13 protein-coding genes are annotated in these 24,530 nt (G+C 66.0%); 1 reads left to right on the top strand and 12 read right to left on the bottom strand.

Annotation, left to right across the window (positions count from 1 at the left end):
- The coding region (locus tag RIV14_RS10355) for an SbcC/MukB-like Walker B domain-containing protein (protein ID WP_309325170.1) at nucleotides 1-1,067 on the top strand (1,067 nt) is incomplete at its 5' end.
- Between the two features lie 66 nt (nucleotides 1,068-1,133).
- Here the strand turns inward: RIV14_RS10355 and RIV14_RS10350 are convergent.
- The 12 genes from RIV14_RS10350 to RIV14_RS10295 form a co-directional block, all read right to left on the bottom strand.
- Nucleotides 1,134-3,671 carry a hypothetical protein gene (locus tag RIV14_RS10350; protein ID WP_256699376.1) on the bottom strand — a complete coding sequence of 846 codons (2,538 nt, stop codon included), beginning with the start codon at nucleotides 3,669-3,671 and terminating at the stop codon, nucleotides 1,134-1,136.
- A gap of 392 nt (nucleotides 3,672-4,063) precedes the next feature.
- The gene (locus RIV14_RS10345) at nucleotides 4,064-5,137 is read right to left on the bottom strand and encodes a hypothetical protein (protein WP_075373505.1); all 1,074 of its coding nucleotides are present in this window, start codon (nucleotides 5,135-5,137) and stop codon (nucleotides 4,064-4,066) included.
- A 101-nt stretch (nucleotides 5,138-5,238) separates the two neighbouring features.
- On the bottom strand, nucleotides 5,239-6,147 hold the full coding sequence (locus RIV14_RS10340; protein WP_256694913.1) for a hypothetical protein: 909 nt from the start codon (nucleotides 6,145-6,147) through the stop codon (nucleotides 5,239-5,241).
- Between the two features lie 278 nt (nucleotides 6,148-6,425).
- Nucleotides 6,426-7,349: a hypothetical protein gene (locus tag RIV14_RS10335; RefSeq protein ID WP_075373506.1), complete on the bottom strand. Its 924-nt coding sequence runs from the start codon at nucleotides 7,347-7,349 to the stop codon at nucleotides 6,426-6,428.
- Nucleotides 7,350-7,379: 30 nt separating this feature from the next.
- Nucleotides 7,380-10,139: a GAP1-N2 domain-containing protein gene (locus RIV14_RS10330; RefSeq protein ID WP_075373507.1), complete on the bottom strand. Its 2,760-nt coding sequence runs from the start codon at nucleotides 10,137-10,139 to the stop codon at nucleotides 7,380-7,382.
- 38 nt (nucleotides 10,140-10,177) lie between these two features.
- On the bottom strand, nucleotides 10,178-12,337 hold the full coding sequence (locus RIV14_RS10325; RefSeq protein ID WP_178387920.1) for a SaeA-related protein: 2,160 nt from the start codon (nucleotides 12,335-12,337) through the stop codon (nucleotides 10,178-10,180).
- A gap of 137 nt (nucleotides 12,338-12,474) precedes the next feature.
- A complete protein-coding gene (locus RIV14_RS10320; protein ID WP_075373509.1) occupies nucleotides 12,475-15,204 on the bottom strand; it encodes a hypothetical protein in 2,730 nt (909 codons plus the stop codon).
- A gap of 1 nt (nucleotide 15,205) precedes the next feature.
- The gene (locus RIV14_RS10315) at nucleotides 15,206-18,787 is read right to left on the bottom strand and encodes a tubulin-like doman-containing protein (RefSeq protein ID WP_075373510.1); all 3,582 of its coding nucleotides are present in this window, start codon (nucleotides 18,785-18,787) and stop codon (nucleotides 15,206-15,208) included.
- A gap of 126 nt (nucleotides 18,788-18,913) precedes the next feature.
- Nucleotides 18,914-21,529 carry a VWA domain-containing protein gene (locus tag RIV14_RS10310; protein ID WP_256699377.1) on the bottom strand — a complete coding sequence of 872 codons (2,616 nt, stop codon included), beginning with the start codon at nucleotides 21,527-21,529 and terminating at the stop codon, nucleotides 18,914-18,916.
- Nucleotides 21,530-22,368: 839 nt separating this feature from the next.
- Nucleotides 22,369-22,746 carry a hypothetical protein gene (locus RIV14_RS10305; protein WP_256699378.1) on the bottom strand — a complete coding sequence of 126 codons (378 nt, stop codon included), beginning with the start codon at nucleotides 22,744-22,746 and terminating at the stop codon, nucleotides 22,369-22,371.
- A gap of 282 nt (nucleotides 22,747-23,028) precedes the next feature.
- On the bottom strand, nucleotides 23,029-23,862 hold the full coding sequence (locus RIV14_RS10300; protein WP_075373513.1) for a variant leucine-rich repeat-containing protein: 834 nt from the start codon (nucleotides 23,860-23,862) through the stop codon (nucleotides 23,029-23,031).
- 150 nt (nucleotides 23,863-24,012) lie between these two features.
- Nucleotides 24,013-24,522 carry a hypothetical protein gene (locus tag RIV14_RS10295; RefSeq protein WP_075373514.1) on the bottom strand — a complete coding sequence of 170 codons (510 nt, stop codon included), beginning with the start codon at nucleotides 24,520-24,522 and terminating at the stop codon, nucleotides 24,013-24,015.
- Nucleotides 24,523-24,530 lie beyond the last annotated feature (8 nt).

The following is a 24,530-nucleotide window of genomic DNA, read 5'->3' as shown; positions in this document are numbered from 1 at the left end:
AGCGCGAGGCCCTCGCCCAGGACCAGCGGCGCTGCCTGGAGGCGCGCGGGGCCTGGCCGAGCGTCACCGCCCGCGCCGCCGCACTCCTCGTGCGGGCCAAGGAGGCCGAGGACGCCTCCCAGGACATCGACACAGCCCGCACCGCCCTGGCCCAGGCCCGCAGCGCCCTGGCCGACCTGGCCTCCGCGCTGACAGAGGAGGGCTTCACCGATGCGGCCCAGGCAACGGCAGCCCTCATGGAACGCGGTGCCATCGAGGCCCTGACGGCCAGCGTGCGCGCCGCCGCCACCGCCCATGAACGGGTCCGCCTGGGCCTGGAGGACCCGCAGATCGCCGCCCTGAGCGGCCAGGAGGAGGACCTCCTCGAGGCCGCCACCGCCGAGCTCGCCCAGGCAGACGCCGCCGCCCGGCAGGCCGCCTCCGCTCAAGCGCGCGCCGCCGAGTCCCACGAGCACCTGCGCCGGGCCGTCGACGGCGTCGAGCAGGCGGCCACCGCCTATGAGGAGGCGGCCGGCTCCAGCGCCGACCTCATCCGGGTGGCGAGCCTCGCCCGCGGGGAGAACGAGGCCGGCACGCCCCTGGCCACGTGGGTGCTGCAGGCCCGCTTCGAGGAGGTCCTCGTCTTCGCCAACGAGCGCCTGTCCCAGATGTCCTCCGGACGCTACGAGCTCATCCGGGTCGCCGAGGAGACCAGCCAGCGCAAGCGCCGCAAAGGGCTCGGACTGGCCGTCGTCGACCACCTCGGAGACGAGCGCACCCGCGACCCCCGGACCCTCTCGGGCGGGGAGACCTTCTACGTCTCCCTGTCACTGGCCCTCGCCCTGGCCGACGTCGTCTCGGCCGAGTCCGGGGGCGTGAGCCTGGAGACCCTCTTCATCGACGAGGGCTTCGGCACCCTGGACGCCGACACCCTCCAGGCGGTCATGGCCCAGATCGACCACCTGCGCGCCGGCGGGCGCACCGTCGGCATCGTCTCCCACGTGGCCGAGCTGCGCGACCAGATCGCCGAGCGCATCGCAGTGCGGCGCGTCGCCTCGGGCGGATCCACCCTGAAGGTGACCGCCTGAGACGACGCGCCGCGAACGCATCCTGCTGGCCGGTGCCGACCCAGCGGCCGGCACAGGCCAGTGGCCCTAGAAGACGCTGCTGTTGGACTCGATCGTGATGGTGGGCTCACCACCGCCCTCCGGCAGCTCCACCTTCCCGGAGAAGGTGAACTTCGCCTTGCGGGGGGTGGGGTTCTTGTCGAAGGCCGACGGCTTGGGAGACCCGGAGATGATGATCTCGTCGGAGGTGAAAGACAGGTCATTGCTGTCCTTGGAGAACTCCACCTTCGTGGCGTCCTTCTCCACCGACAACGAGGTCATGTCCGAGGAGATCTGGAAGGGGCAGGGCTTATCCGTGTTCGTCGGGACAGTCGCGCAAGTCTTCGTCTGCTCCTTGACCTTCTCCAGTGCCTTGGTCTTGAGCTCGTCAGTGGGAGTGGCATCCACCGTCTGGGTGCCCACCGACTCCGCCTCCGCGCTCACACCCTCACCCGAAGGAATCAGCGTGAAGGAAGTCTCCTTGGCGGTGAGGTACTTGCTGACGGAGTCCGGCGCCGCCACCGGGTAGACACCCGGGTAGACGACCTGGGTCGAGCGATACCCACTCAACCCGTCTTTCCCCTTGGCCAGGTCGATGGCGACCCCTGCGACCTTCAGCCCCGGAAACGAGGAGGAGCTGAAGTCCGCGGAGACCACGAGAGGCTTATCCACCTTCCAGCTGTCCAGCCCGAAGGAGCCCGACGTCTTCGAGGCGGTGAAGTTGTACTCGAAGGCCTTCCCGTCCAAGGACAGGTGAGCCTTGATCGTGGCGGTGTCATCGGAGATGGTGGGCTTGTCGATCTTGGTGACCTTGATCCTCGCCTTGGCTGCCTTGAGGGCGTCGTCGGTCAGCAGCTTGCGCTGGTCGTTGGGGACACCGGGGTCCACCATCTTGGTGGCCTCAGAGGCCTTCCCCTCCGACAGGAGCGTCAGGTAGCTCTCGACCGCCTTGTCAGGGCCGCGCATGCCGTTGACGACGTTGAGCGCGACGACGCCGGCAACCACCAGCGCCACCACGACCCCGAAGACTGACAGTCCCAGAATGACCTTCTTGCGCGAGGCCGCACTCATCGGGGCGGGCTCGGGCAGCTCACCCGAAGCAGTCGCGCCCGCGGCAGCCACACCGCCGAAGCCGGGAGCCGGGGCCTGCGAAGCCGGCGTGGTCTCCACCCACTGGCCGGTCGCCGGGTCCATGGAGAAGACGGCACCGGTGGCCGGGTCCGTGGCGATGCTGGCCCCCGTAGCCGGGTCGGTGCTGTACGCCCACTGCTGGGCCGACGCCGTCGGACTCACGCCGGAGGTGCCCGCACGCCAGGCCGCGCTGGCCTTCTTCCCACCGGCCAGCTGCAGCACTGCCGGGAAGGAGGAGTAGACCCACAGGGGGAGCAGCTCCGCCAGCACCGAGATGATCGCCACCACGACCCCGAGCAGGAGGAAGGTCAGGGCGTTGGGCTGCATGCTCAAAGACATGTAGTGGCCGGCCCCGCCGCCCGAGGAGCGCATCGGGGTGTCAGCGCCTGAAAAACGCAACGGAAGCAGCCCGTAGAAGGCGATCGCCCCCAGGACCAGTGACACGAGCGGAAGCTGCCAGACGCGCTGCCACACGGCCCGCCCCGTACGGGCACGCCTGACGCCCACGCGCACCGCCGCCGCCGCGATGGCCACGATCATGGCCGCGAACAGCAGGATCGACCAGCTGCCGAACCAGGTCCAGGCGTAGGCGTCGCCGCCGTCCTTGCCACCCAAGGACGGCAGGAAGTAGGCCAGAGCCGCCGCAGCCTCACTCTTGTCCAAGGTGATACCTCCCAGGGACCCCACACCCAGGACGAGCAGCACCAGGTTCGGCAGGACAACCGGCAGCAGAAGAATCGAGGCCAGGTTCCACCCCTGGGTCAGCGCCGCAACGATGTAGGCCACGATGACGAAGACCCCCAGGACCACACCCAGTGCGGTGCTCAAGGCTCCCAGCTCACGACCGATCTGCACCACCGGGCTCGGCAGGCGCTCAAGCAGCGCCCCGCCACTGCGAGCCACCATCAGCGCCACGAAGACCACCACAGTCACCAACAGGATCGTCATCAGCGCTGAGGAGGAGACCGTCATGACCTTCAGGCCCATCATCTTGGCGGTCATGGAGAACGGAGCCGTCACCAAGCAGGCCACCAGCGCCACAGCCAGAGCCTCGGCTCCGGCCCGCGCCAGAGTCGGGACCAGAGGGGCCGCCGACCCGTCAACCGCGGCCCGGCGGCGCGCCAGCCAGAAGACCCCGATGCCAGCGGCGGTCAGCGCCCCCATGGGCAGCAGCGTGAAGGTCAGGGTGATGGTCTCGTACTCGTTCGACCCTGACATGACGAACTGCCCGCCCAGGCTCCAGCCCATAAGCAACGGCAGCGTGGAGAAGGTCGTCGGGAACATCTTCGTCGTGTCCATGGTCGACATGGCCACCATCGTGAGGATCGCGCTGATAGCTGCGGATCCAAGCACGATCGCCAGGCTCAGGGCCGTAGAGGTCAGGCCCGGGCCGCGGAACCAGGCGGTGAAGGTCTGCGCCAGGGGCGAGGGCTGAGCGGCCTGCCCGGGCTGCACGAACCCGCCTTGAGCCTGCGGCGCCGGCGCTCCAGGAGCGGGGGCGGCGATAGGGGGCGGCGGAGGAGCCTCGGCCGCGTTGGACACCTGGGGCGCAGGGACACTCGGCGGAGGCGGCACGGGCACAGCGGGGAAGCTACCGGTCTCCGGCCCCGACGTCATCGGGGGCGCAGGGACTGGAGCCTCACCAGTACCATACGAAGGGTCGGGAGGAAAACTGCTGTTGGACACAGGGCTGCCTTCGATAGAGAATCAAACACGGCAGTTCTACCCCATAGAAACCGGCCGCGCACCAGTTTCGTCACCCAGTCTTGACATGCGATCAGCACCGCCCGCGAATAAGCACTGACAGAGCCGCCCTCGGTGCGCCCAACGTCCCACCGCGTCCAAGGCTAGCCCTGGCCGCCGTCCGAGTCTCCCTCACCCTGCTGGCCGTCCCCGCCGTCCTGACCGCCACCGTCCTGGGAGCCACCGTCCTGGGAGCCGTCCTGCTGGCCCCCGGACTGGTCGGCCCCCTGCGAGTCCGTGTCCGACGGGGCGACGCCCTGCTCGGCGGCCTTGTCCTTGACCGTGTTGAGGATGCTGATGAGGTCGTCCCGTCCGGGGAAGGAGGCCCCGGACTCCAGGGCCTTGAGGGCCTGGTCGACGTTGCCGATCTTGATCTGACCGGAGAAGCTCTCCGCCTCGGCCAGGGTGTGCGTCTTGAGCACGCCCGCCCCGTAGTAGACGCCCGCTCCTGTGGCCACCAGGGGCAGGAACAGTGCCGCCAGGACCAACAGGACGGCAGGCCCCTTCGGCTTGGCTCTGGCCAGGGCCGAGCAGGACACGAGGAAGGCGAAGAAGGCCAGCACCGCGCCACCGCCGGCTGCGCCGATGGCGGCCCAGTTCGGTGTCCAGCTCCGAGTCGAGAGGATCTCGAAGACGTGCAGCGTGCTCAGCAGCGTGTAAGTCCCCCACCCCAGGGCTCCGCAGGCCACGAGCACCATGATCGTCCCCACCGGAAGGGCGGCGGTGCGACGGCGCTCAGGCGGACGCGGAAGCTGCACCGGGGGCTCCGGCTCGGGCTCGCTCCAGGTCCCCTGCACCGGCACCTGGGAGACCGTGCGCCTTACGGGCTCGGGGGTGACGTAGACCGGCTGGACCGGCTCGGCCGGGTAGACCGGCTGCGTCTCCATGGCCATCGTCTGCGGCGCCGCGGGCATGGGCTGAAGGACCTGCGTGTACTGGCTGCGCTGGTCCGGGGAGGCGGCCAGCTGCGGGGTCGACGTCGACGGCGGCAGGTACCCCCATCCTTCTCCCCCCGGCGGCATGGCGATGGCCTCCGTAGCCCCCGGCAGCGCCTCCATCTGGTCAAGGTCGATCCGCTCGGTGGGACGTCCGCGGTCAATGTGATCGGTACGGTCGACGGCCGCGTCCGCCTCTGCGTCGTCGTCGAACTGCGGTCCACGGGAGAGAGGACGAGACACGATGAGGCTCCTTGCCTGAAGGTACCGATGGGGTCGCTACGACCCCGAGGCTACGCCACCAGCGCCCTGGACACGAAGAGCCGACGGCCTTGCCGAGTGCGTCACAACGACAGCCCCCTGACGTGCATGCCCCACAGCACCGGATCGAGCACCCTGAACGGGGAGATACCTCGTTCGGTGAGCCGCCCCTTGTGCCGCGGAGACTCACCGACCGCAGACACGGCAAAGTGCCGATACTCATGGATCTGCCGGTTCGCCTTCGCCTGCTCAGCCAGGAGCGTCACCGACTTCTCTCCGATCAGCTGGAACAGAGACCTCACCTCTGCGTCCAGGAAATCGAGGTCGTCCATGAGCACCCTACCGGCGTCAGGCTCCTGCATACCAGCCAGAATCATGGTGTCATCCCGGTTGATGTGTGCCGCCGGGTTGGCCAGCGCCGGCGCCATCGGGCTCATCGCCTGGGGCAGCTGATGAAGGGAGTCGAACTTGGAGACCGTCAGGGCCAGGAGCGCCCGACCGGACTCCATGAGCCCCATGATCGCCGGCAGCACCTCCCCGGATCGCGCCCCCAGTCGCCCCTTATCGACGTCCGGAATGATGCCGGAGAGCACCTGACGCACCGAGTCCAGCAGAATCGGGTCGAAAAGGAAGATGACCAGGTCGGCTCGATCGTGGAAGCTGAACGCGGGCGGCCGACCAGTGAGATTCTCCATGTCCTCACCCGGAACATCACGCATCACGATATACAGACGCCCCGATCGAGCCCCTGAAACCTCCCAGATAAGAGGATCACTCTCGAAGGACGCCCCCACACCCAGCGGGTGGGTGCCCTCCATGGCCACATTCTCTTTGAACAGCGGCCGATAGTACATGGCATTGTAGGCATCGTGGGTGCGGCGCGTGTATGGCTGCACCGTGCACGCCCTCTCCTGCGCATACCGACGCAGCACATTGACCATGACGGCGATGTAAACAGATTTACCCGCCCCCCGCGCTCCCGTGATAGCCATGGTGAACACGTTGGCATCGCGCCAGCCCTGCGGAAGGTCTCGATGGCAGACACCGCAGATCTCCTGCACACACATCGACTGGCAACGCCGACACTTCACCGCGCTCGGAAGAACCTTGACGTCCTGCCTCAGAGTCTCCCGATAGAAAGGAGTACGATTCATCTCATAACCGGCGTAGGCAGAGGCCTGAGGATCCGGGACCTCAGCACACCCTCCGGTGCACCTCAGGAATATCTCGGACGGAGAGATCGGAGTGAAGCAGTACGGGCACGCAGAACTCATGATGACGTTCCAATCGACGCATTAGATGAAGCGGGCTGAGAGAGCCAGTCCAAAAGGGGGTCCATGGTGGCAAGGGTCTGCGAGGTGAAAGCCGCATCCTCCCGCAGAAGCTCGTTCCACGCATCACCATCGGGCACGAAGTAGGGCGCCCCGCTGTGGGGGGCGAGCGCACGAACGATCTCCGGACTGCCAAGGACAAGGCACTCGCAACGCCCCGCCTCCAAGGGAATATCAGTCACGACGATGCGCCTGCCCCGGGCATCGGGGTCCACCTGCACTGAGCCGACCCCGCCCATCCCCCTTGACGAGGCATCGACCGAGCCACCGACACTGAGGGAACGTACATGAGGTGCAGCGACGCCGAGAACCGCGTACAAGTCGGCCACAAAGTCCAGGAACGACTCCACGCGGGGCCGGTGCTGCACCATGGACGCGGAGGCATCAACGACGACCTCCGTGACCGTCGGCACCAAGGACGCCCCGGACTCCTGCCTGCGCTTGGCGCACCAGCCCCCCAGCCCGAGCGTCGCCGCACCTCCCTCACCTGGACGGACACGAATCGCCCCACCCTCCAGCGTGAGCTGGAGGAGGGGGGCACTGGCCTGGCCCGCCACCGGGATTGCCCTGATGAGGTAGGCGTGCTCCCCGCCGGCGGCGTCGAAGGACAGGTCGACGACGCAGTCGCCGGGGAAAGCCTCCTGGGATGACGCGTTGGCACGAACGATGACGGGCCGCTCAGCCGAGACCGCTCTTCCGGGGAACGCGACGGCATCGCGCGAAGCCCCGAGATACTTCGGAGCACTCGAGGTGCCCACGACCTCCAAGGTGGCGGGCACGGGAGCGACCAGACCGATCTCAAGAGCGCCTCGATTGCTCACCGAGAACTCTTTCCACTGCCCACTGGCGAGGATGTCAGGCATTGGCTTTCCTTTCCCACAGCAGTCTCAGTATCATCTCAGTATCCTCCGACGACTTCCGGAGCCACGCCCCGCAGCCGACAGCAGAGTCTTATCGACCCAGCGGCGCGCCCCGGCATCATTATTGAACAGGCCATAAAGAATCGGTCGTGACAGCTCGACCCCCCTAGCACCACCGCGAGCGATAACAGCACGAGCTGTCGCTAAAGCCGCGTCGTCCTTACCTGAGAACAGGGCGGAGGACTGCATTTCAACTCGCTCCAGCTGACTCACCTGCGCATCAACCAGGGCCCCCATGTCTTCGGACATGCGAACACCACTGCTGAAATAGAGGTTCCGAACCAGGGGCGGTATCAGTACCCCCAACCCGTTGTCCTCGTCGGCGACCAGGTACTCCGGGTGACGTTGGAGAATATCAGGAAGCTCCGTCATCACCTGCTCCAGCTGCTGATTTACCAACCGAACCTCGGGACCGTTGCCTTTCAAGACGACGTCCTCAAGAACGACGCGCCTGCCGCCCCAGACTCCGGCCAGCAGCACTCCCAGGGCCTTGATCATCGCCTGATGCACCGATTCGCGGCTGAGGTCTTGACGTTGAGCCGCCAGCGCACAGATGGCCATCAGGATGTTTCCAGCGTAGGTCAGGGCGGCATCGACGCCCAGCTTGCTCATCAGAGGCATCTTCCGGCTGAGCACGACCAGGCTCATGGCAGCAGAAGGGGAGAAACGGTGATCCAGCCTGGTAGTCAGGGAGTGATCGGTGAATCCGCGGCGGTTGAGGTAGGTCCGGGCCACCTTATCCACATTCTTCGAGTCATAGCTTCTGGCCAGGACCTCGGTGAAGATCTCGTGGAAGTTCTGACAACTATGAGGGAGGTGCTGCACCATGTCGGGCGTCGCCCGCTGTGACAGCGCCGTGACCACCGTGGGTTGAAGCCTGAAGAGGCCTCCCAGACGCTCCAGCGCGCGGCATGCCCGGCCGACGTCATTCCCACCAGCGGCAAGCCTCGTCAAAGCGACCTGGGCTTCAATCTGTACTCGATTTCCGGGCTCGTTGTCCTGGCTCAACCAGTCCAGGACCTCGGGACTGAGACTGGGCAGGACCCTCAGTCGCCCAGAGTGCTCCTCACTATCGAGCTGCCAGTTCACCCGGTCGGCCAGCATACTACGGGTGAGCGATATCGCCGGCACAGCAAGAATCTCACGCTGCTCACGAGAACCGTTGGCGGCCGGCTGCATCATGTCGGCGTCTCCTTGCAGGAGAACATCGCACGTCCTGTTTGAGACGTTGACGTGCTCGCGGAGCATGCGATCCAAGACGCGCAGGCCCCCCGCAGTTCCCGGCTGCTCGGCCTCGACACGCTCTTTGGCCTGCGCAAGTGCCGCATCGACCGTGGAGCGATGCTCCGGCATCCCGCTCCACTCACGCAGGCAACGGTTGGCCTGCTCGGAGACGGGGCGCTCGAGGTCGGTCAGCCACCGGACCTCACGGCACGCGGCATCGAGGTAGCGTTCACAGAGCCCGCTGACGAGTCCACTCACTGGCGCCCAGCGGGGAATCTGAGAGAGTCGCTCATACCAGGCGGCAGGGCTCCGCGTTGATGAGCCGAGTACGCGATCAGTCACCACGGCCGCGAGGTAGTCGTTACCGACCATGGACCTGGGATAGCACGACACGAGCTCAACCTCGATGAGCTCCGCCTCGTCCTGCGTGCGCGCCGCCACGTCCTGTGAAGAGCGCGGCGTCCCCTCCTGCTGAGGCTCGAGGAGCCCAGGATCGCAGGCCTCGGCCGCGGCCAGCGGCCACCCCGGGCTGAGATCGGAATGATCGGGCAGAAGGCTGAGGACGTCCTTCATCCCTTCGTAGGCGGCGACCCACGCTCCCAGGTCCTGACTCATCAAGGCCACCAGGCGTCCCCACGACGTCGTTGGCGCTGACTCGACGGCGCCGCTCTCGTTCGGGTCGATGACGATCAGGCCCGCCCGGGACTCCCCCATGTTCTCCAGGTCCTGTCTCGGGACGCAGGCCACGTCGATACGAGACTGCACGAGCATCTCGACGTCCGAGGGCGTCAGGATCCTCTGAAGGACGGAGTAGCTCAGGTACCGCCCGGTGGCTGGGGCACAGGTGCGCAGCAGCGCGCCGATCCACAGGGCGGCTTCATCGGTCGAGGACACTGCGAGGACCACGGTGTTCCTCCTGCTTGACCGGTCAGACGGGAGGCCATCCCATCGGGCACGGATCGCCTGGAGCAGCCCCGGCTCGAGAGCATCGGCCATGGCGACGAGGGCCGGGCTCCGTGAGCCGTCGGAGAGGAACTCGGCCACCGTGTCATCGTCGACGCTGGCGCCGGGTTGCAGCGACGCCGGGTCGGGCAGCTCCGCCTGCCTCACCTGCTCGGGCCCGAAGGGAGTCACCCATCCGAGTGATCTCCACAGGTCAATGGTCCGCAGGTCGGGCGCCGGTTCATGGTGCTTGACAAGCACCACATGAGTCATGGTGTTGGGCCGTCCCGTTGTGTCATTCCCCGCCGGGGCGGTGTGGACGAGTACCAGGCCCTTGTCCGTCGAGAACTGCGCCAGGCGTCGATCAGCTGCCGCCACCTCCTGCTCTGTGGGGAATCCGGACAGGGGCGTCACGGGGTTGAGGGTGGGGTCGATCAGCGTATACAGCGTGCTTGCATCGTCTTCACTCAGGCCGGGAGAGTGCGCCATTGTCTGCCACCCCGAGCGTTCTACCCCGTCAACGACATGATCGACATTGGTGTAGAGAAGCTGCTCGCATCCCGACATCAAACCGACATTCGGATCAGAGTCGTCTCCCACGAGGGTCACCCCTTCTTGATGAGATCAGAGAGTGACGGATCGACCAGACCGAAGTGCTCGAGCGCCTGGTGCTTAGCCCCCTCGTCAATGGCGCTCAGCGGATAGGAGTCGACAACCAGCCTGAAGTATCCGGGGGGAAAGGCCGAGTGATCGAACCATAGCGACAGCGGCTGTCCGTTAGGCGGCACCAGAACGGACATTGCAGGCTCTTGGGGGTTGTCCTTGGTGGGGCGCTCCAGGAACAAGCCGACCCTCTGCCCGTCGGCGGCGTGAAGAGGAAGGTGCGAGGGGTTGTGCAGCAGCGTCAGCCCGATGGCTCCTGACTGGTCAGGAACCCCCCTGAGGGCCTCAACGGTGACCTCCACGACGGTATGCCCGAAACGCGCCACCGCTTGACGCATGAAACCGCCCATGACCTTCACGTCACCCGGCCACTTGAGAGAGTACTGGTAGGTCCACAATGAGGGAACCTCGATACTCACTGGGGGTGAGGAGATCTGGGTGCCGGACATGTAGGTGATCGCATTGAGGTAGAGGCACCCGCCGGGAGCGGGCAGGCCGTTCTTGATGACGCAGCCACCATCAGCCTGGTAGTCCTCATGGGTCACGGACATGAAAGGTGTTGTCGAGGCATCGAACGGGGCGTCCGGAGCCGTCATGCGCAGCTCCACAAGAGTCGCATCGCCCGGCCAGGTGAATGTCACCAGATCCCAGTTCAGACGCCGAGTCAGCGTGACGTTCTCGATGCTGGTGGCACGTTTGCGCTGGGCGGTCGTCCCGATCGTCACCTCCCCGTCACCGTGGAAGGTCACCGGGGTGAAGTAGATGGTGTCCCACTCGTGCCCATCAGGCCATGGAACTGCAGAGATCGTGCGCAGCTGTCGGGCGGGAGTGTCGAGCTCCTCGATGCCTGCGGCCGCGGTGATAGCCGCATCCTGGGGAAGGCCCGCGCTCGCCAGTGCCTCCTCGGGAACCGTGGCACGATCGGATGCCGCCGGGTCCACGGGGCTCTGAGTGCGGTAGACCGTCACGGAGGACTGAGACAGCTGGGTCCACGTGAGTCTCAGAGCCGTTCCGCGCGCCGGGTCGCCCCCTTCGTCGTCAGCGATGGCCAGGTCGACGATCTTCTCGCGCTCCACCTCGGGAGTGATCTGCTGGCGGATCGGCGTGGAGGTGTAGGTCTCCCCCGAGATCTGGGCCTCGACGGCGGCAACGTAGTTGTACTGCTTTCCCCCCACGAGATTCTCAGAGTCCTGAAACCCTGCTCCATTATTCGGGATCTCGCAGCTGAGCCAGGCGCTCCCGCGCAGATAACGCCCTACTGGTTGTTCCAGAGGAAGGCGGGCGGTACGCACCTTCACCGTGGCCCCGGGGGGAGCCACCGGAGGTTCCCAGGAGGCGTCAACGCACCGGGACTCGGAGTTGAAGCTCAGGGACCACTGCGCCACGGGGTGAACGACGACGCGACTGGCGACTCGCCGGCACTGCCCCAGATACTTCTCCTCATCGCCAAGGCGCTCGTAGCCCCATACGGTGACGAAGCGCACGGCCGTTGTCCACGGGGCCGAGTCCAGTGCGTTCAGACCCTCGGTGACAGCCGCCTCGTCGAAGTCATCCGGGCTATAGGGATCCTCCAGGTCCGAGATGACCACCCGATAGACCTCGGACTGTCCCGCGTCGGGCCAGGTGTAGCGCAGGCTGCCTCCGACGTCACTGACGGTGACCGGGACCCGCCCTCCTTCCTCAGGCCGGTCAAGATCCTCGCGAGAATAGTCGTAGGCGGGAAAGATCCAGTCGATCGTCTCCTCATCGGAAGGGGCCTGCGAGGCCTGGTCCGGCTGCGGCGTCGGCTCCTCATTGGTGGCCTCCTGCATGCCGTGCGCGTCAGGCGAGGGGGCGCCCTCGGGCAGAGGGTCACCGGCGTTGGCTCCCTGCTCCTCCAGCTGGACGCTGATCCCGTTCTTGGGGCCGAACCTCCTGTTGAGCATGAGCGCAACCGGCAGGGCCACGGTCATGGTCAGCTCATCGTTCCCGTCCAGCACGCGGTCGACGATCTCCTGAGGGGAGAAGACCGTTCCGCCGTCGACATCCTTGCCGGTGAGCATGAGGGACTTCCATGACGAGGCACGGAGGTTCTGCTTGACCTCCTCGGGTGCCTCGGTCATCCATTGCGTCATTGCATGCGTGAATTCACGAAAAGTGATAGCCATAATTGAGTGTCCTCAGGATCGGTATGTGAGGGGAGACAACGGGCTCAGTGACGCGGCCACGGTCGATGTGCTCGGGCGCGGCCCGTTGCCCACTAGTACTCGAGAGGACCGGACAAGGATTCCGGCCCTGTGGGCGTATCGCCCGGAGCCCCGTTGGAGGAGGAACCGGCGCCGGCCGGAGGCGCCGTCTGGTCCCGTCCGACGTTGAAGTAGTCCATCCCGGCGAGCGGGCCACTCGGGCTCTGGTCATGATCCGGGTAGATGAAGTCAGCCGGCGCAATCGGGTTCGTGGTTTCGACCAGCACCATCGTGGGAGACAACCCGTCATTCCACTGGCTGAGCCAGGACTGGTCGGGCACTGTCAGGGACTGCGGCCCTGAACGGGCCACCGGCCCGAGAACATCGAGCACCACTGATCGTGAGCCCCCGGTCGTCAGATCGTGGCAGTAGGCGGAGACCTGACGCCGCTCCCCTGAGGGAGTCACCACCGTGAGCCGGGGGTCGGGGCCCTGGTCCCCCGAGAGGATCGCCAGGCACTTCTGCCAGATATGACCCGCCTGGCCCGAGCGCACCCCCTTGGTCTGTAGACCCTGCGCCCAGTTGCTCAAGGCGCTTCCCGCCTCACCGGACTCCGCCGTCAGCACCAGCTGCCGGGTCGCAAGACGGTTGCGCTGCTCAGGGTCCAGGTCCGCGCCGATGCCGGCCCGCATCGTCTCCCAGGCCTGGGTGAGCCAGCCGACGGTGAAGACGCTGGTGCGCAAGGAGGCGGCGGCATCGGCGAGGTGCTCAGGCGAGGCTTCTGCCTCGACCCGCTGGATGGCCTCAGGAAGCGCAACCTTCTGCGAGGTTCGGTTAGGTCCTGTGTCACGTGCCCCGAGCGGGTCGTCCAAGAAGGCGGAGACGATCGTCGCCCAGCGCCTGAACTGTGAGTACGCGGCCCCCTGGGCGGCGAGGTCCTCCACCGCCAGACGGAGGTTCGCGGTGAGCAGGGGGATGCGCTGGTCGCGTTCCTCGATCCTGAACAGGATTCGGAAGACCTCACGCTGCTGCGACACGAAGGTTGATATCGACACGGCCAGCCACCCGATGATCGTCACGACCGCAAGGAGCGCGAAGTACAGCCAGCCAATGCGGCCCATGGCCTTGCTCACCACCAGGACCACCAGGACGATCGCGAGGACCAGCAGGAACAGACGCAGAATTCTGGCCAGCCTGCGCTGACGCTGCTCCAGCTCCCCGCCGGGCTCCTGCCCGAGAAGCGACTGGAGCTCGTGGGACAGGGCGACGACGTCGTTCCTGGTGGAGGTGAAGCAGCTGGAGAGAACGGCACCCAGGCGCGGGAGGAGGCGACGGCTGTTGTCGCCTCGCCACCGGTCTATCTCCGCAAGCCGGCGTGCTGCCTCTGGGGCCTGGGAGTGCTGGGACTGAGAGAGCTGCTGCAGATAGGTGCGGACGCGGTCGACCTCGAGCTGGTCCCAGGAGTGGAGCACGGTGCCGGCCGGCAGGTCACCCAGTGGCTCGGTGAGCTCGATGCGACTCTTCGGGCCGGGAGGCGCAGCGATGGCGTCACGCCGCGGCAGGTACCCCTCGTAGGCCTGGATGCCCAGCGACGAGTGGGCCGAGCCGTCCAGCAGGGCGATCGTTCCTGAGACCAGGTCCTGCCACAGGGCCCCGAAATCCCGTTGGACGGGTTGACCCGACCGCGGGAAGTCCGCGGGCAACGTGTCGCTGGCGCGCTTGGCGGCATCAGTCAGCTCGTTCCAGCCAACGGTCCGCCCGTTGGAGTCCACGCCTCCGACGACGACCTGCACCGCGGATCCTTCGCCGAAGACCGCCGACGCCACTCCGGAGGCTATCGAGGCCTTGGCGGCCCGCACACGACTGCGGAGCCATTCGCCAGGAGCTCCGATGAGCGCCTTGACCAGGAAGGAGAAGAAGAGCTTGAGCGCCTCGAGGACCCCCATGCGGCGCGCACCGGCGCGTTCGGGCATCGGCACCTGAGGACGCCTCAGCGAGTGGATGTGGCGGTCCTGCCAGGCCTGTGCCACAGCGGCGACCCTGGCCTCGGGATCCGCGTATGCCGGGACCCGGACACCGGTGTCGGCGCGGGTGGGTTGCGGGAAGCTCTCTCCGACCTCAGTGACCTGACGGCGCAGCTGGTCCTCCACGCTGTGGGCGTCAACGATACGGACGAAGCTGCGCACGACGTTGATGTCGTAGGAGACGTCTTCACGCTGTCCGTCATGCGGCGCTGCATTGACGGCCCCGCACAGACCGGCCTGCACCGCCAGACCGACCGCTGCTGCTCCCGGTATCGTCTCCGGCCTGGTCCACCACGGGATGGCGCTGTAGGCCGGATCGGAGGTGGACTCCGGGGAGAGCATGATCTTGCGCCAACCGATGCGCCCCAGCTCGGCGGCCAGCGGCTGCGCGGAGTAGGGGACCATGACCCGCAGGCTCTCCCGGCGCGCGTGCTGCGGCACCCCCAGGAGCTGATAGAACTGCTCCGCGCTGGCGGGCAGGGCGTCCTGAGCGGGATGCCCCACAGGAACGACGACGAGCAGCCGGACCGTTTCCAGGTCATGACGGTTGACGATCCGGGAGAAGGTGCTCACTGTCACCTGCCCGTGATCGGCCCACACGGCGACGGGGTCGTAGCGGTCCGCAGCCTTGTCCGGCTCGCCGTCGCTCTCGATCCAGGCGAAGGGAGCGAGCAGCCCGGCGGCGGACAGATCGACCAGCGCGGACAGAACAGGCCGTTGGCTCGGCGGAGCAACGAAGACCGATACAGACCGGGACTCGGCAGGCCCTGATGATTCCATGTCAGTACTCGATTCCGGATCCGAATGATGTCGGCGAGGCACCCAGGTCCGAGGCGGGCGGAGCTGAGGCGACAACGCCACGAACACGACTGAGCTCGTCGTGCATGTCCTGGGCGAGATCAATGGTCAAAGGCGTCGTCTCCACCAGGGAACGTCTGCGGTAGTTGGTGAAGTGCCCGGGTTCATCGGCCTTTCCAGGGCCAGGCAGGTAGTTCTGCTCCAGGTCGCCGAGGATCACGTCGCAGTAGCTCAAGAGCTTTTCGCGTCGAAGCTCGGGATCCGTGAGCTGATCGATTCCGGCGGCAGGAGTGAGACCGTCGACCTGTCCCCGTCCTAGGAGCGTTGATACGGCCTCGTCCACCGGGGTCGTCACCCCGAAGGCGATCTGCGGCTCGTTGACGGAGGCGTCGGCCCATCGGCGCAGCACCCGCCAGGGCCTGAAGGCCTGCAGACCGTCCTCGCCCACGCGCAGGTACGCCAGAAGGGATGACTCCAGCACCGCGGGCAGCCAGGCGTTGGCGGTGATCATTCGTGACGGCGGAGTGAGCATGGGAGCGGGGAAGGCCACCCACTCCTGCTCCTCGGTGTCCCAGACACGCACCGGCTGGGTGTCGGAGTGGCCGCCCCACGGCGCCCGTTCGATCCCGCCGGCCAGGGTGGCCGTCCACCAGCCACGCACCATGGTGAGGCGTTCTGCGTCACCGAAAGGCAGTCCTCCGCTGAGGGGACGTGCTCGCCTGAACCGCCAGAACGCGTCCCTGGCTCCCGCCGAGCTGTGGGCCCGGTCCCAGGACTCGCGCACGGAGCGCAGCAGGCCGGAGTACGCCACGGGAAGGGTGCGGGGGTAGGAGCCGAAGACGTCAATGCGGGCGACGTCCTCGTCCCCCAGGGCCTTGTCGACTCGGTCGTGCACCAGCTCACGATCGATGGTCGACTCCTGATCGAGGTAGTCGAGGAAGTCCTGGGCGACGCTCTGATTGCGCAGAGGGATGGGAGAGAAGGTGTATGCCAGCGCGGGCGTATCACCGTTGTGAAGAGAGCGGTAGGTCTCGGTGCTGATCTCCACCAGGGGCCGCGCCATCTCCAGTGTCCGTTTCAGGCCGGTGAGAACGGCCTGCGAGCGCTGGGACCGCTCATGCTCCCCCACCGTCTCGTCGGTGAGGAAGCTGCGCAGGGACTGGCTGCAGAAGACCTCGAAGGCCTCACCGCGTCGTGCGACGAACGCTCGGGCGCGGCCCAGGACCTCCGAGGGGCGCAGACGCAGCTCGTAGCGGGCGGGTGTGGGAAGGGCGCTTCCGGTGGCGCCCTGGAGGCCGGCGGGGACCCATGCGGTGGTCACGGTGAGCAGATCCTCCGGAGGCTTGTCCCCCGCCCCCTGCTCCCAGGTCCCGGAGATGACTTCCTGGACAGTACGGGAGTAGGCCTGGTGGAAGTCGCGTTCACCGCCGACGGCGTCGACGATGTGCTCCTCGAACCGTCCGGGATACTGTTCCACCGGCATGAGGACGACCTCGTTGTGGGCGGTGGCGAACCGCTGCGGCACGATGCTGCCGTCGGCCTGGCCGGGTTGAGGCTCCTGGGGCCATGCGCTGTAGACGTCCGTGGTGACGTCGGCGATGCCCTGCTGGCTGGCGCGGATCGCCCGCGCGTCCACGAGGACCTTGCGGGCGTCGTCCAGGACATCTTCCAGGGGCTTGACAGCTGAGGTCATCATGTCGCGCATCGCCGTGGCGAGGTGCGCGGCGGTTCGCGCGCTGAGCCAGTGGAATGCCGACTGCTGCAGCTCGGACTCGAGCTTGCCGGTCACTTCCCCGAGCCCTGCTCCACCGAGAACGGCCTTGCCCATGCCGCGCAGCTGGTTCAGGAGGGAGTCGGGGAAGGACAGGGGGTGCTGGGGCGCCAGATGCTCCATCGCCGCCACCCGGGGAATAAGTGTGTCCAGGACGCCCCCAGGCTGGCGCAGCCGCCCTAACAGATACAGGGCGTAGGGAAGTCCGAGGTCGGCGATCGCCTGCCGGGTGGTGGCCACGAGGCGGTCAGCCATCTCCTCGACTCGTTTGAGCGCGTAGTTGAGGCTGGCGCGCTCGAGCTCGGAGACGAAGGCCGACTCCTTGGAGGTGGTCAGCCACCGGTTCATCCCGTCAGCCCATTCGGTCACCGGCATTCCCTCGGCCTGGGGCCGTTGAGCCAGCACGGCCTTGACCGCGTCCTTGGCGTGGCCCCCCAGGACGGACTTGTTGACGGTCGAGGAGACCGTATCGCTCAGGAACCAGTCGATCGTGGCCTGGTCCACCGCCGAGCTTCCCGCCAGGACCGGGGAGCCGGAGGAGGTGGGAAGTCCCAGGCTGTGCAGCTCGCTGTCCTGACGATGCGCCCACAGGTCGGCAAGTCGCTGGGTGTCACCGGTGGTGTCGCCCACCAAACGGAATCCGTCCAGGCTGTGGTCGACGGAACGCCGAGCAATGCGTTGGGCGGCGTACTCGGCGTACCGGTCCCGCCCGGTGCTCAGCGACGCGTAGCCGAAGGAACCCCACGCCGTATCCGTGGGGTCCACTCCCCAGCTGGTCATGTCCCGACCCGGAATGGAGACCTGGTTGGCGATGTCGTAGGAGACATAGTCGTCGAAGGCCGACGACGAGATGTAGCGGGCCAGACCGCGCCCCATCCCCCGGAAGACGCCCTCAGTGGTCCCGTCCCCGAAGACCGCGCCGGAGCCCCCGGCGCGCAGGCCGATCGGGGTGACTCGCTTGAAGGCCCGTCCCGCCCGATTCGTCAGCCCGAGCGTCTCGTAGAGCCGCTGGTCGAGCGCGGCCGCGGCGCCGTCGGCCCCCGCCTGGGCGGCCACGATCTCCCCCAGCATGGCCAGGGTGTTGCCCGGCATGCCCGAGCGCATGTGCGCCGGCACCGAGGCGAAGGCCTCGGCGGTGTAGAGGAACACCGAGATGAGCTGGGGGTCGATCGCCGGCGTCGAGTTGACTCCGGCGATGAGGCGACACACATCCAGGGTCATGGACGCCCCAGACCCTCCAGCCATCGAGGAGACGACGAGCACCAGGGGCGGAGCGGTGGTGTCGGGGGCGGGGCCGGCTCCAGGCACCACCTGCGACACCAGGGCCGCCTGCTCCTGAGCCTTGGGGCTCACCATGCGCGCGAGAGCCGACTGCACGGCCTGTGAGATGTCACGCAGCCTCGTCAGAACGAGTAGACGACCGATCCCCCGGAACTGTCCGGCACCCACTGTCACGGGGAAGGCGACGTCCTTGGGTCGGCGGGGCATCCAGGTGGCCAGCTGTCGCAGCCCCTGACTGCCGTTACGTTGAACCGACTGGGTCAGAGCCTCGTCGACGACGCGGTACTCACCGTTGGCGACGCCGCAGGCCACATAGGAGCCTCCTTGGCGGCTCACCGAGGCCACGGCCTCGCCCTGCTCCTCCTGAAGGGGGGTGTCAACGTTGAGGAACTGCCAGCAGCCCGGTACCTCATCGATACCGTGGACGGCCAGGTCCGCGTGCAGCTGGTCCAGCATGTAGGACAGCGTTCTGGCGCCCGACCCACCGCATCCGACGACGAGGACCTTGTGCATGGTTCGATCGTTCCTTTCTGCCGGCCTTCGGCATTATATGAGTGGCTGTATCACCGCAGGTCACGGACTGATAACCACCATGATTCCGGTGCGCTCTCTGCGCAGGCGCGCCCCACTGACAGGACGCTATAACGTGGGGAGGGCGGCCGGAGGGTCCTGGGGGTCGGAGTTGGACGGGGGACGCTTCGTAGCCTCCTGCACCTCAGAGCTGGATGCCCCCTGAGACGGCGCGCCCGGGCTGGTCGGGAAGCCGGCGAAAGGACTGTCGTCGACGGGGTCAAGGGATCCGAAGCCACCCCCGGCGTCCGGCACCGACGTCCCCACCGTGGGCAGGGCCCCGGTCCGCCCCTCGGCTGCTGAGGTCGATGCCCCGGCCGGCTTGGTGGGAAGGATCGAGCTGACACGAGAGACAAGATGGGCGCGAGCATCGTCCACAACCTTGGCGAGGACGGCGTCGTCCAGTGAGGCTGCCAGCACGATCAGGGTCACCCGCCGCGCATCGTCCGCCTGCGACGGCTGGTCGGCAACCGCAATCCACTGGCCCCGGACCCCCAGGGGCACGACCGCCCGCCCCCCGCGTGATCCAGGGGTCGCCCCGGAGACCGATGGAGCATCCGGCTCGACGAGCTCAACCCGGGGGACTGCGGTAGGAGACAGTCCCATGATGGCGCGCAGGCGATAGCCGTCCATCTCAAAGGTGCGCGTACGGCCCCGAAGGGAGTACATCCTCATCCGTTGGGAGGGCAGCTCGATCCTGGGAGAGGTTCCGTCACTGGGAATGTCCACGACGGTCGTACCCACGACCAGTGACCCTGAGGGGATCACCGCCGACAGGTACTTGAGGAGGTAGAGGACTCCGATCGGGATCAGCACTCCGCACAGCAGCGCGATGATGAATGCCGTCCATGCGGTGCCGACGTTGAGCGGGCGGCGCATATCAGCTTTGAAGGGGACGGCGACGCTTTGGGGCTCTCCCTGGTTGTTCAGCGGAGCCACCGTGACGGTCACGGTCCCTGTCACCGCGCCGTTCGCGTGCTCCTGAGTCGCCAGCTTGACCGGCACGGTTCCCGTCTTCCCCTCCTCGACCTTGACGCACGTGTCCTTCGATGATGCCTGGGCCGAGAGCGTGACGGTTCCGGCTTCCTTCGGGGAGCCGGTGAGCGTGGTCTGACCGTCCCCGATCCAGACGCAGCCCGGGCCGGTGACCTTGAGGTCGGCGCTGGCCTCGGTCTGACCATCCATGCGACCGAAGTCGATCTGGTCGCCCAGGGTCGGATAGTTCGACGGCGGCGAGACAGTCACCGCGGTCGAGGCCAGCGATGGCGAGAGCGTGGTGCCTTTGACCGGTGAGCCGCTGGCGCTGGTGGCGTCGCCTGTTGTCACGGTGAGGCTGGTGGTCACGGTGCCGCTGCCTAGGGCGGCGTCCTTGGGAATCGTGATCCGTTGTGGCGTGGACAGTGAGGCCGGGTCGGTGCTCGTGAAGAGGGTGTGCTCCTTCCCCTTCGCATCCTTCAGCGACACGTTCAGGGAGACTGGACCGGTGAGATCGGAGGCAGGAACCTCAGGGCCTCCCACTCCGTCAACCAGCTTCAGGTCAGCGTTCGACACCGTCTCCCCTTGGCGCAGGGTCGTCTGCCCCAGGTTCTTCCAGGCCATCGACAACGGCGAGCTGAGGTGGAGATTGACATGAACCTCATGCCCTGCCGACGCTGCCCGCCTGTCGACGAAGACCAGGCGCCACTGCCCTGCCCATGCGGCGGCGTTGGCGGAGTCGAGGTCGATTCGTAGTGTCCGCCCTGTCATCCACTCGTACGAGACGCCTTGCTTGTTCTGCGGCCCACTGGAGTCCGATGTCATCACGATGGGCGTCTGAGAACCAGGTGCGTAGAGGTCGGCCTCCAGTCCTTGCGTATCCGAGGAGGCCAGAATGTGTACGCTGCGCAGCGACCGGTCCAGGACGAAGCTGGTCTCTCCGTCGGAGCACACGTCGCCCTGACAGATCTTGGTCGCGCTGCTGGAGACCGAGCGCCCCGGAGCAGAGATCGAGTCGAACGCCATGAGCAGCGAGTCGATATCCGTCACGGGATAGAACCCACCCGGAGGATCGGAGACATTGCCGCACGACTCAACGGAGTTTTTAGCGGCATTCGCCCCTCCACCCAACGTGATTCTCTTCATGAAATCGAAGTTGGAGTCTCCGCTGCTCAATCCAATGCCCAGCAACGTGATGTGGGAGGAACGCAGCTGGTCAGCGAGTCCGGTCGGCCGACACATGTCCTGCTTTCCTGCGGACTCGGCCGTCTTCACGCCCGACTCGTCAGTCAAGGCGGAGCCAGGGGCATAGGGCTTGGTGGTGCCGAACTCCTGCTGGGACTGCTCAGAGTCCCGCACATCGAGGTCGTAGGCGCCGTCCGAGAACCAGGCCACCGCCCGGCACTCTGAGCGGTCATGTCCCGCCAGGTCCTGACGCGCTCCCTCCAGAGCGGTCCAGTAGTCTGTGTCGTAGTCCTTGAGATTGTCCCCGGCCGCGGTGATCTGCTTGTCGACCTCAGCCAGGGAGCCTGAGTTGATCGTGACCCAGTCGCCCAGTGCGTGATAGTCGGAGGCGAATCCCGCGACCCTCACCTTCAACGTGGCCTTGGAGGAGTCGGCGAAGGCCGCAAGACGCTGTGCAAGGTACTTGCTCGCCTTGACTCTCGCCTTCTCCGGATCCGACTGCCGCAGGGAGCCTGACTGGTCCATCAGGAGGACCAACGACCCCTCGCCTTTACCTGAGAGGCAGGCTCCGAAGGCACTGAGAGGCCCAGGGGTCTGATCCTTCTGGGGTGCGGCGAGGGCCTGAGGAGCAGGAGACAGAGTGCCCCCTGCGAGCAGGAGGACCGTGACGCCCAGAACTGCCAGGACGTTGACGGCCAACCGCCTCATTCGATGGATCAGTTCACAGCAACTGTGACGCGGGTTCATATGCCACTCACATCCTACCCACGAACAAAGCGATTCTGACAGAGGTGGCCGCAATGGCCAGGAAGCATAGCAGCACCGACAGTCGGTACAGGAGCTGGGGGCGCGAAGAATAGAGATACCATGGGCTTGTCTGGCGCTTGGCGTTCTGAACAACAAAGACCGTAGCGGCCCCCAGTCCCACCAGTACCGCAAGCACCCAGCCGATGCCCGCCACAACCACGGACTCACATAGTGCGGACAGGGCGATCGCGACAACAGCCGCTGTCAAGGCGACGTAGAGGAGCCCTTCGGGGGCCTTGGTCACGTGGATCGAGGAGCTTTCGGAACGCCAGATCGAACCATCGGTCCCCGAACCGAACCCGACACCACTCCTCGTATCGGCGTCACTCGATCGGAGGCTGCCGGATGCCTCCTGTATCCCGCCTGCCCCCGAGGGCGAACCCCCCGTGCTGCTGACGTCCCCTGCGGAGGGCTGCTTCGTCCAGGAGCCCGCGCTAGGAACCTTCGGAATCTGCGCCATGATCGTTCATCATCCTCTCGTCTGCTGGACACCGCCGGAGCAGATCCACACCATCACGTTCGTGGTCCCGCGACACTTCTCACCGTCTTGAACACGATCAGGAAGCTCCTTCCTTGCCCTGGCGCAGCAGCTCGACAAGATCGTGGCGCCAGGACAGAGGAATCCCCATCGACTCCACCTTGGCAAGGACTGCATCGACACTCTCGGGGCGCACGTCGCCGGCATAGTGGCGAGCCTCGATGAAGGTGTTCCTCCGTAGCGCCTCGACTCCCGCATAGCCGGCAGAGCCTGCCGCGATCGCGGGCAGGACCACACCGCACAGGAGAACAATCGCGGCAACCGTCTTCGGCCTGGATCTCACGATCGCGATGATCGCCATGACGACGGCGACGAATGCCAGCAGAGCCCCCGTAATCACGGCGATGACCGCCTTCCAGCTGACGAGTGTCGCGCCATCGAACACGATGGCGAACACGCGGATCGATGTGAGGAGTGCGTAGACACCCCACCCGAGTAGGCAGCATCCGATGACGGTCAAGACAATACTGGCCGACATCGCCTTGCTGCGCCGAGCTGTCTTCACCGAGGGTTCAGGTGAGGACAGCTCAGCCTCAGCGCAAGGACTTCCCTGGAGCATCCGCAAGGAGGAATCGGCGGGGGGCTCAGACAATGACGGGAAGCTCATCCTCAGCTCCTCTCGACAGCGAAAGAAGCACAGTCGGCCCTCGCTGCACCATCAGCATTCCGGCCCTCACCGTCAGAAGAGCTCATAAGAGTTCCTGTTCAAGGTGAATCCTTTTCCTGTCCATTGATTCCAGCACTTCACACCGTCCTCACTGGATGAACATGCGTAGTTCCCGTCCGAGCTCTCGCTCGTCGTCCCATACTCCAGGGTTTGCATGTTCTCACCCTCATGTCCACCCAAGACGAGTCCGCACGCCACCGCAGCATTGTCCTTGCCGACACTCAGGGCGAACAGAGTTTCATCACAGTCCTGCTGGCCGTTGTCAGTATAGAAGCGTTCATTGATGAAGCAGTTCAGCTGACCATCCACGACCTCGCACACGATGTTCTTCGAGGGGGTTTGAAAGAGATCCGTGGTGATCGACCCCGCAGGCGCCGGGCTCGCCTTGTCCGGCGTCGCACTAGTCTCCGACCCGGAATGCGAGGAGCCGAGCTTATCGACGGCGTGGATGCAACCGTACATCAGCGCCATGACGATCACTGAGATGACGAGGCAACCCAGCGCCATCGCACCGCATGACGAGTTGGCGCGGGAATTTGCTCGCACAGGTGCTTGCTGCATCCCCTGAGGCGGGGCCTGCATCGACACCGGCGGCATCTGCTGGGTCTGGTGCGCCTGCACCGGAATCGTCTGGGTGGCCGCCTGCCGGGCCTGGTGCCGGCTCCATGCCTCCGCCGCCTCCTTGGATCCTCGTTCCTCGATGATCCACTGGCGCAGCCCCGGGGGGCACGAGGGGTTCATGACGATGAGGGTGTACAGCTCGGGATACAGGTCCGCCAGCTGCTCCAGCCTGTCTGCAGAGGTCTCTGGATCGCGAGCCTCAGCGGCTTCAGGAATCTCTCTCATATCGTTACCTCAACCGAACGATGACGCTCCGAGAGTCACCTACCCATTGGCATCTCTCAGAAATCGACACGGACTTCGTCGCCCCAAAAGTGATCACTGCCGTATGTGACGCACCAGCGACCTTCACGCAAGCGCAGCCACACCTGTCGACTAGTCTAAGAATACGTGCCACAAGTGCCTGGCAACCGAGAAGACCAGCGCGGGAATGCCAACCATCACAGCTAAACCAAACTTAACAATTTGTAGGAGCAAGGGAACAATCATCAGCACCATTAAGATAGTCGGCACTTCCCCTTTGAACCACACCGAGAAACGAAATGCGTTAAAAATAGGGTCCAAGAACGACAGCGCGCGCCACCCGAAGGGGAATCCGGCACCCATGCCGAAGAAGATCGCATAGCCGGCTAAATCGTCAAAGGACCTGGTCACAGCATAGAAAATTCCCATGCCGGCAAGCGCTCCCAGAATCATCATGACGGCATCGTTCATGATGCTGTGGGAGATCTCCGGTGTCATGTTCATGCGAGAGCGGAGGGTCTGACGTCCGACCGGCTGCGCGGATGGCGCCGCCCCTTCGGTGTACGCATAGGGATGCGTTGTCGGCGGCTGGTTCATGTAGTACTGCGACGAGTCTTCAGGGATACCGTTGGGGATCGTCATAGCGACAG

This window comes from Actinomyces acetigenes (assembly GCF_031296635.1).
Taxonomy (GTDB): Bacteria; Actinomycetota; Actinomycetes; order Actinomycetales; family Actinomycetaceae; genus Actinomyces; species Actinomyces acetigenes.
This window is presented reverse-complemented; position numbering and strand designations above follow the sequence as displayed.

Coding starts and splice junctions, on each gene's coding strand:
- RIV14_RS10340 (WP_256694913.1), bottom strand. CDS start 6,147: ATGGCTATCACGGGAGCGCGGGGGGCGGGTAAATCTGTTTACATCGCC.
- RIV14_RS10335 (WP_075373506.1), bottom strand. CDS start 7,349: ATGCCTGACATCCTCGCCAGTGGGCAGTGGAAAGAGTTCTCGGTGAGC.
- RIV14_RS10330 (WP_075373507.1), bottom strand. CDS start 10,139: ATGTCGGGATGCGAGCAGCTTCTCTACACCAATGTCGATCATGTCGTT.
- RIV14_RS10325 (WP_178387920.1), bottom strand. CDS start 12,337: ATGACCGAGGCACCCGAGGAGGTCAAGCAGAACCTCCGTGCCTCGTCA.
- RIV14_RS10320 (WP_075373509.1), bottom strand. CDS start 15,204: ATGGAATCATCAGGGCCTGCCGAGTCCCGGTCTGTATCGGTCTTCGTT.
- RIV14_RS10315 (WP_075373510.1), bottom strand. CDS start 18,787: ATGCACAAGGTCCTCGTCGTCGGATGCGGTGGGTCGGGCGCCAGAACG.
- RIV14_RS10310 (WP_256699377.1), bottom strand. CDS start 21,529: ATGGACCAGTCAGGCTCCCTGCGGCAGTCGGATCCGGAGAAGGCGAGA.
- RIV14_RS10300 (WP_075373513.1), bottom strand. CDS start 23,862: ATGAGAGAGATTCCTGAAGCCGCTGAGGCTCGCGATCCAGAGACCTCT.
- RIV14_RS10295 (WP_075373514.1), bottom strand. CDS start 24,522: ATGACGATCCCCAACGGTATCCCTGAAGACTCGTCGCAGTACTACATG.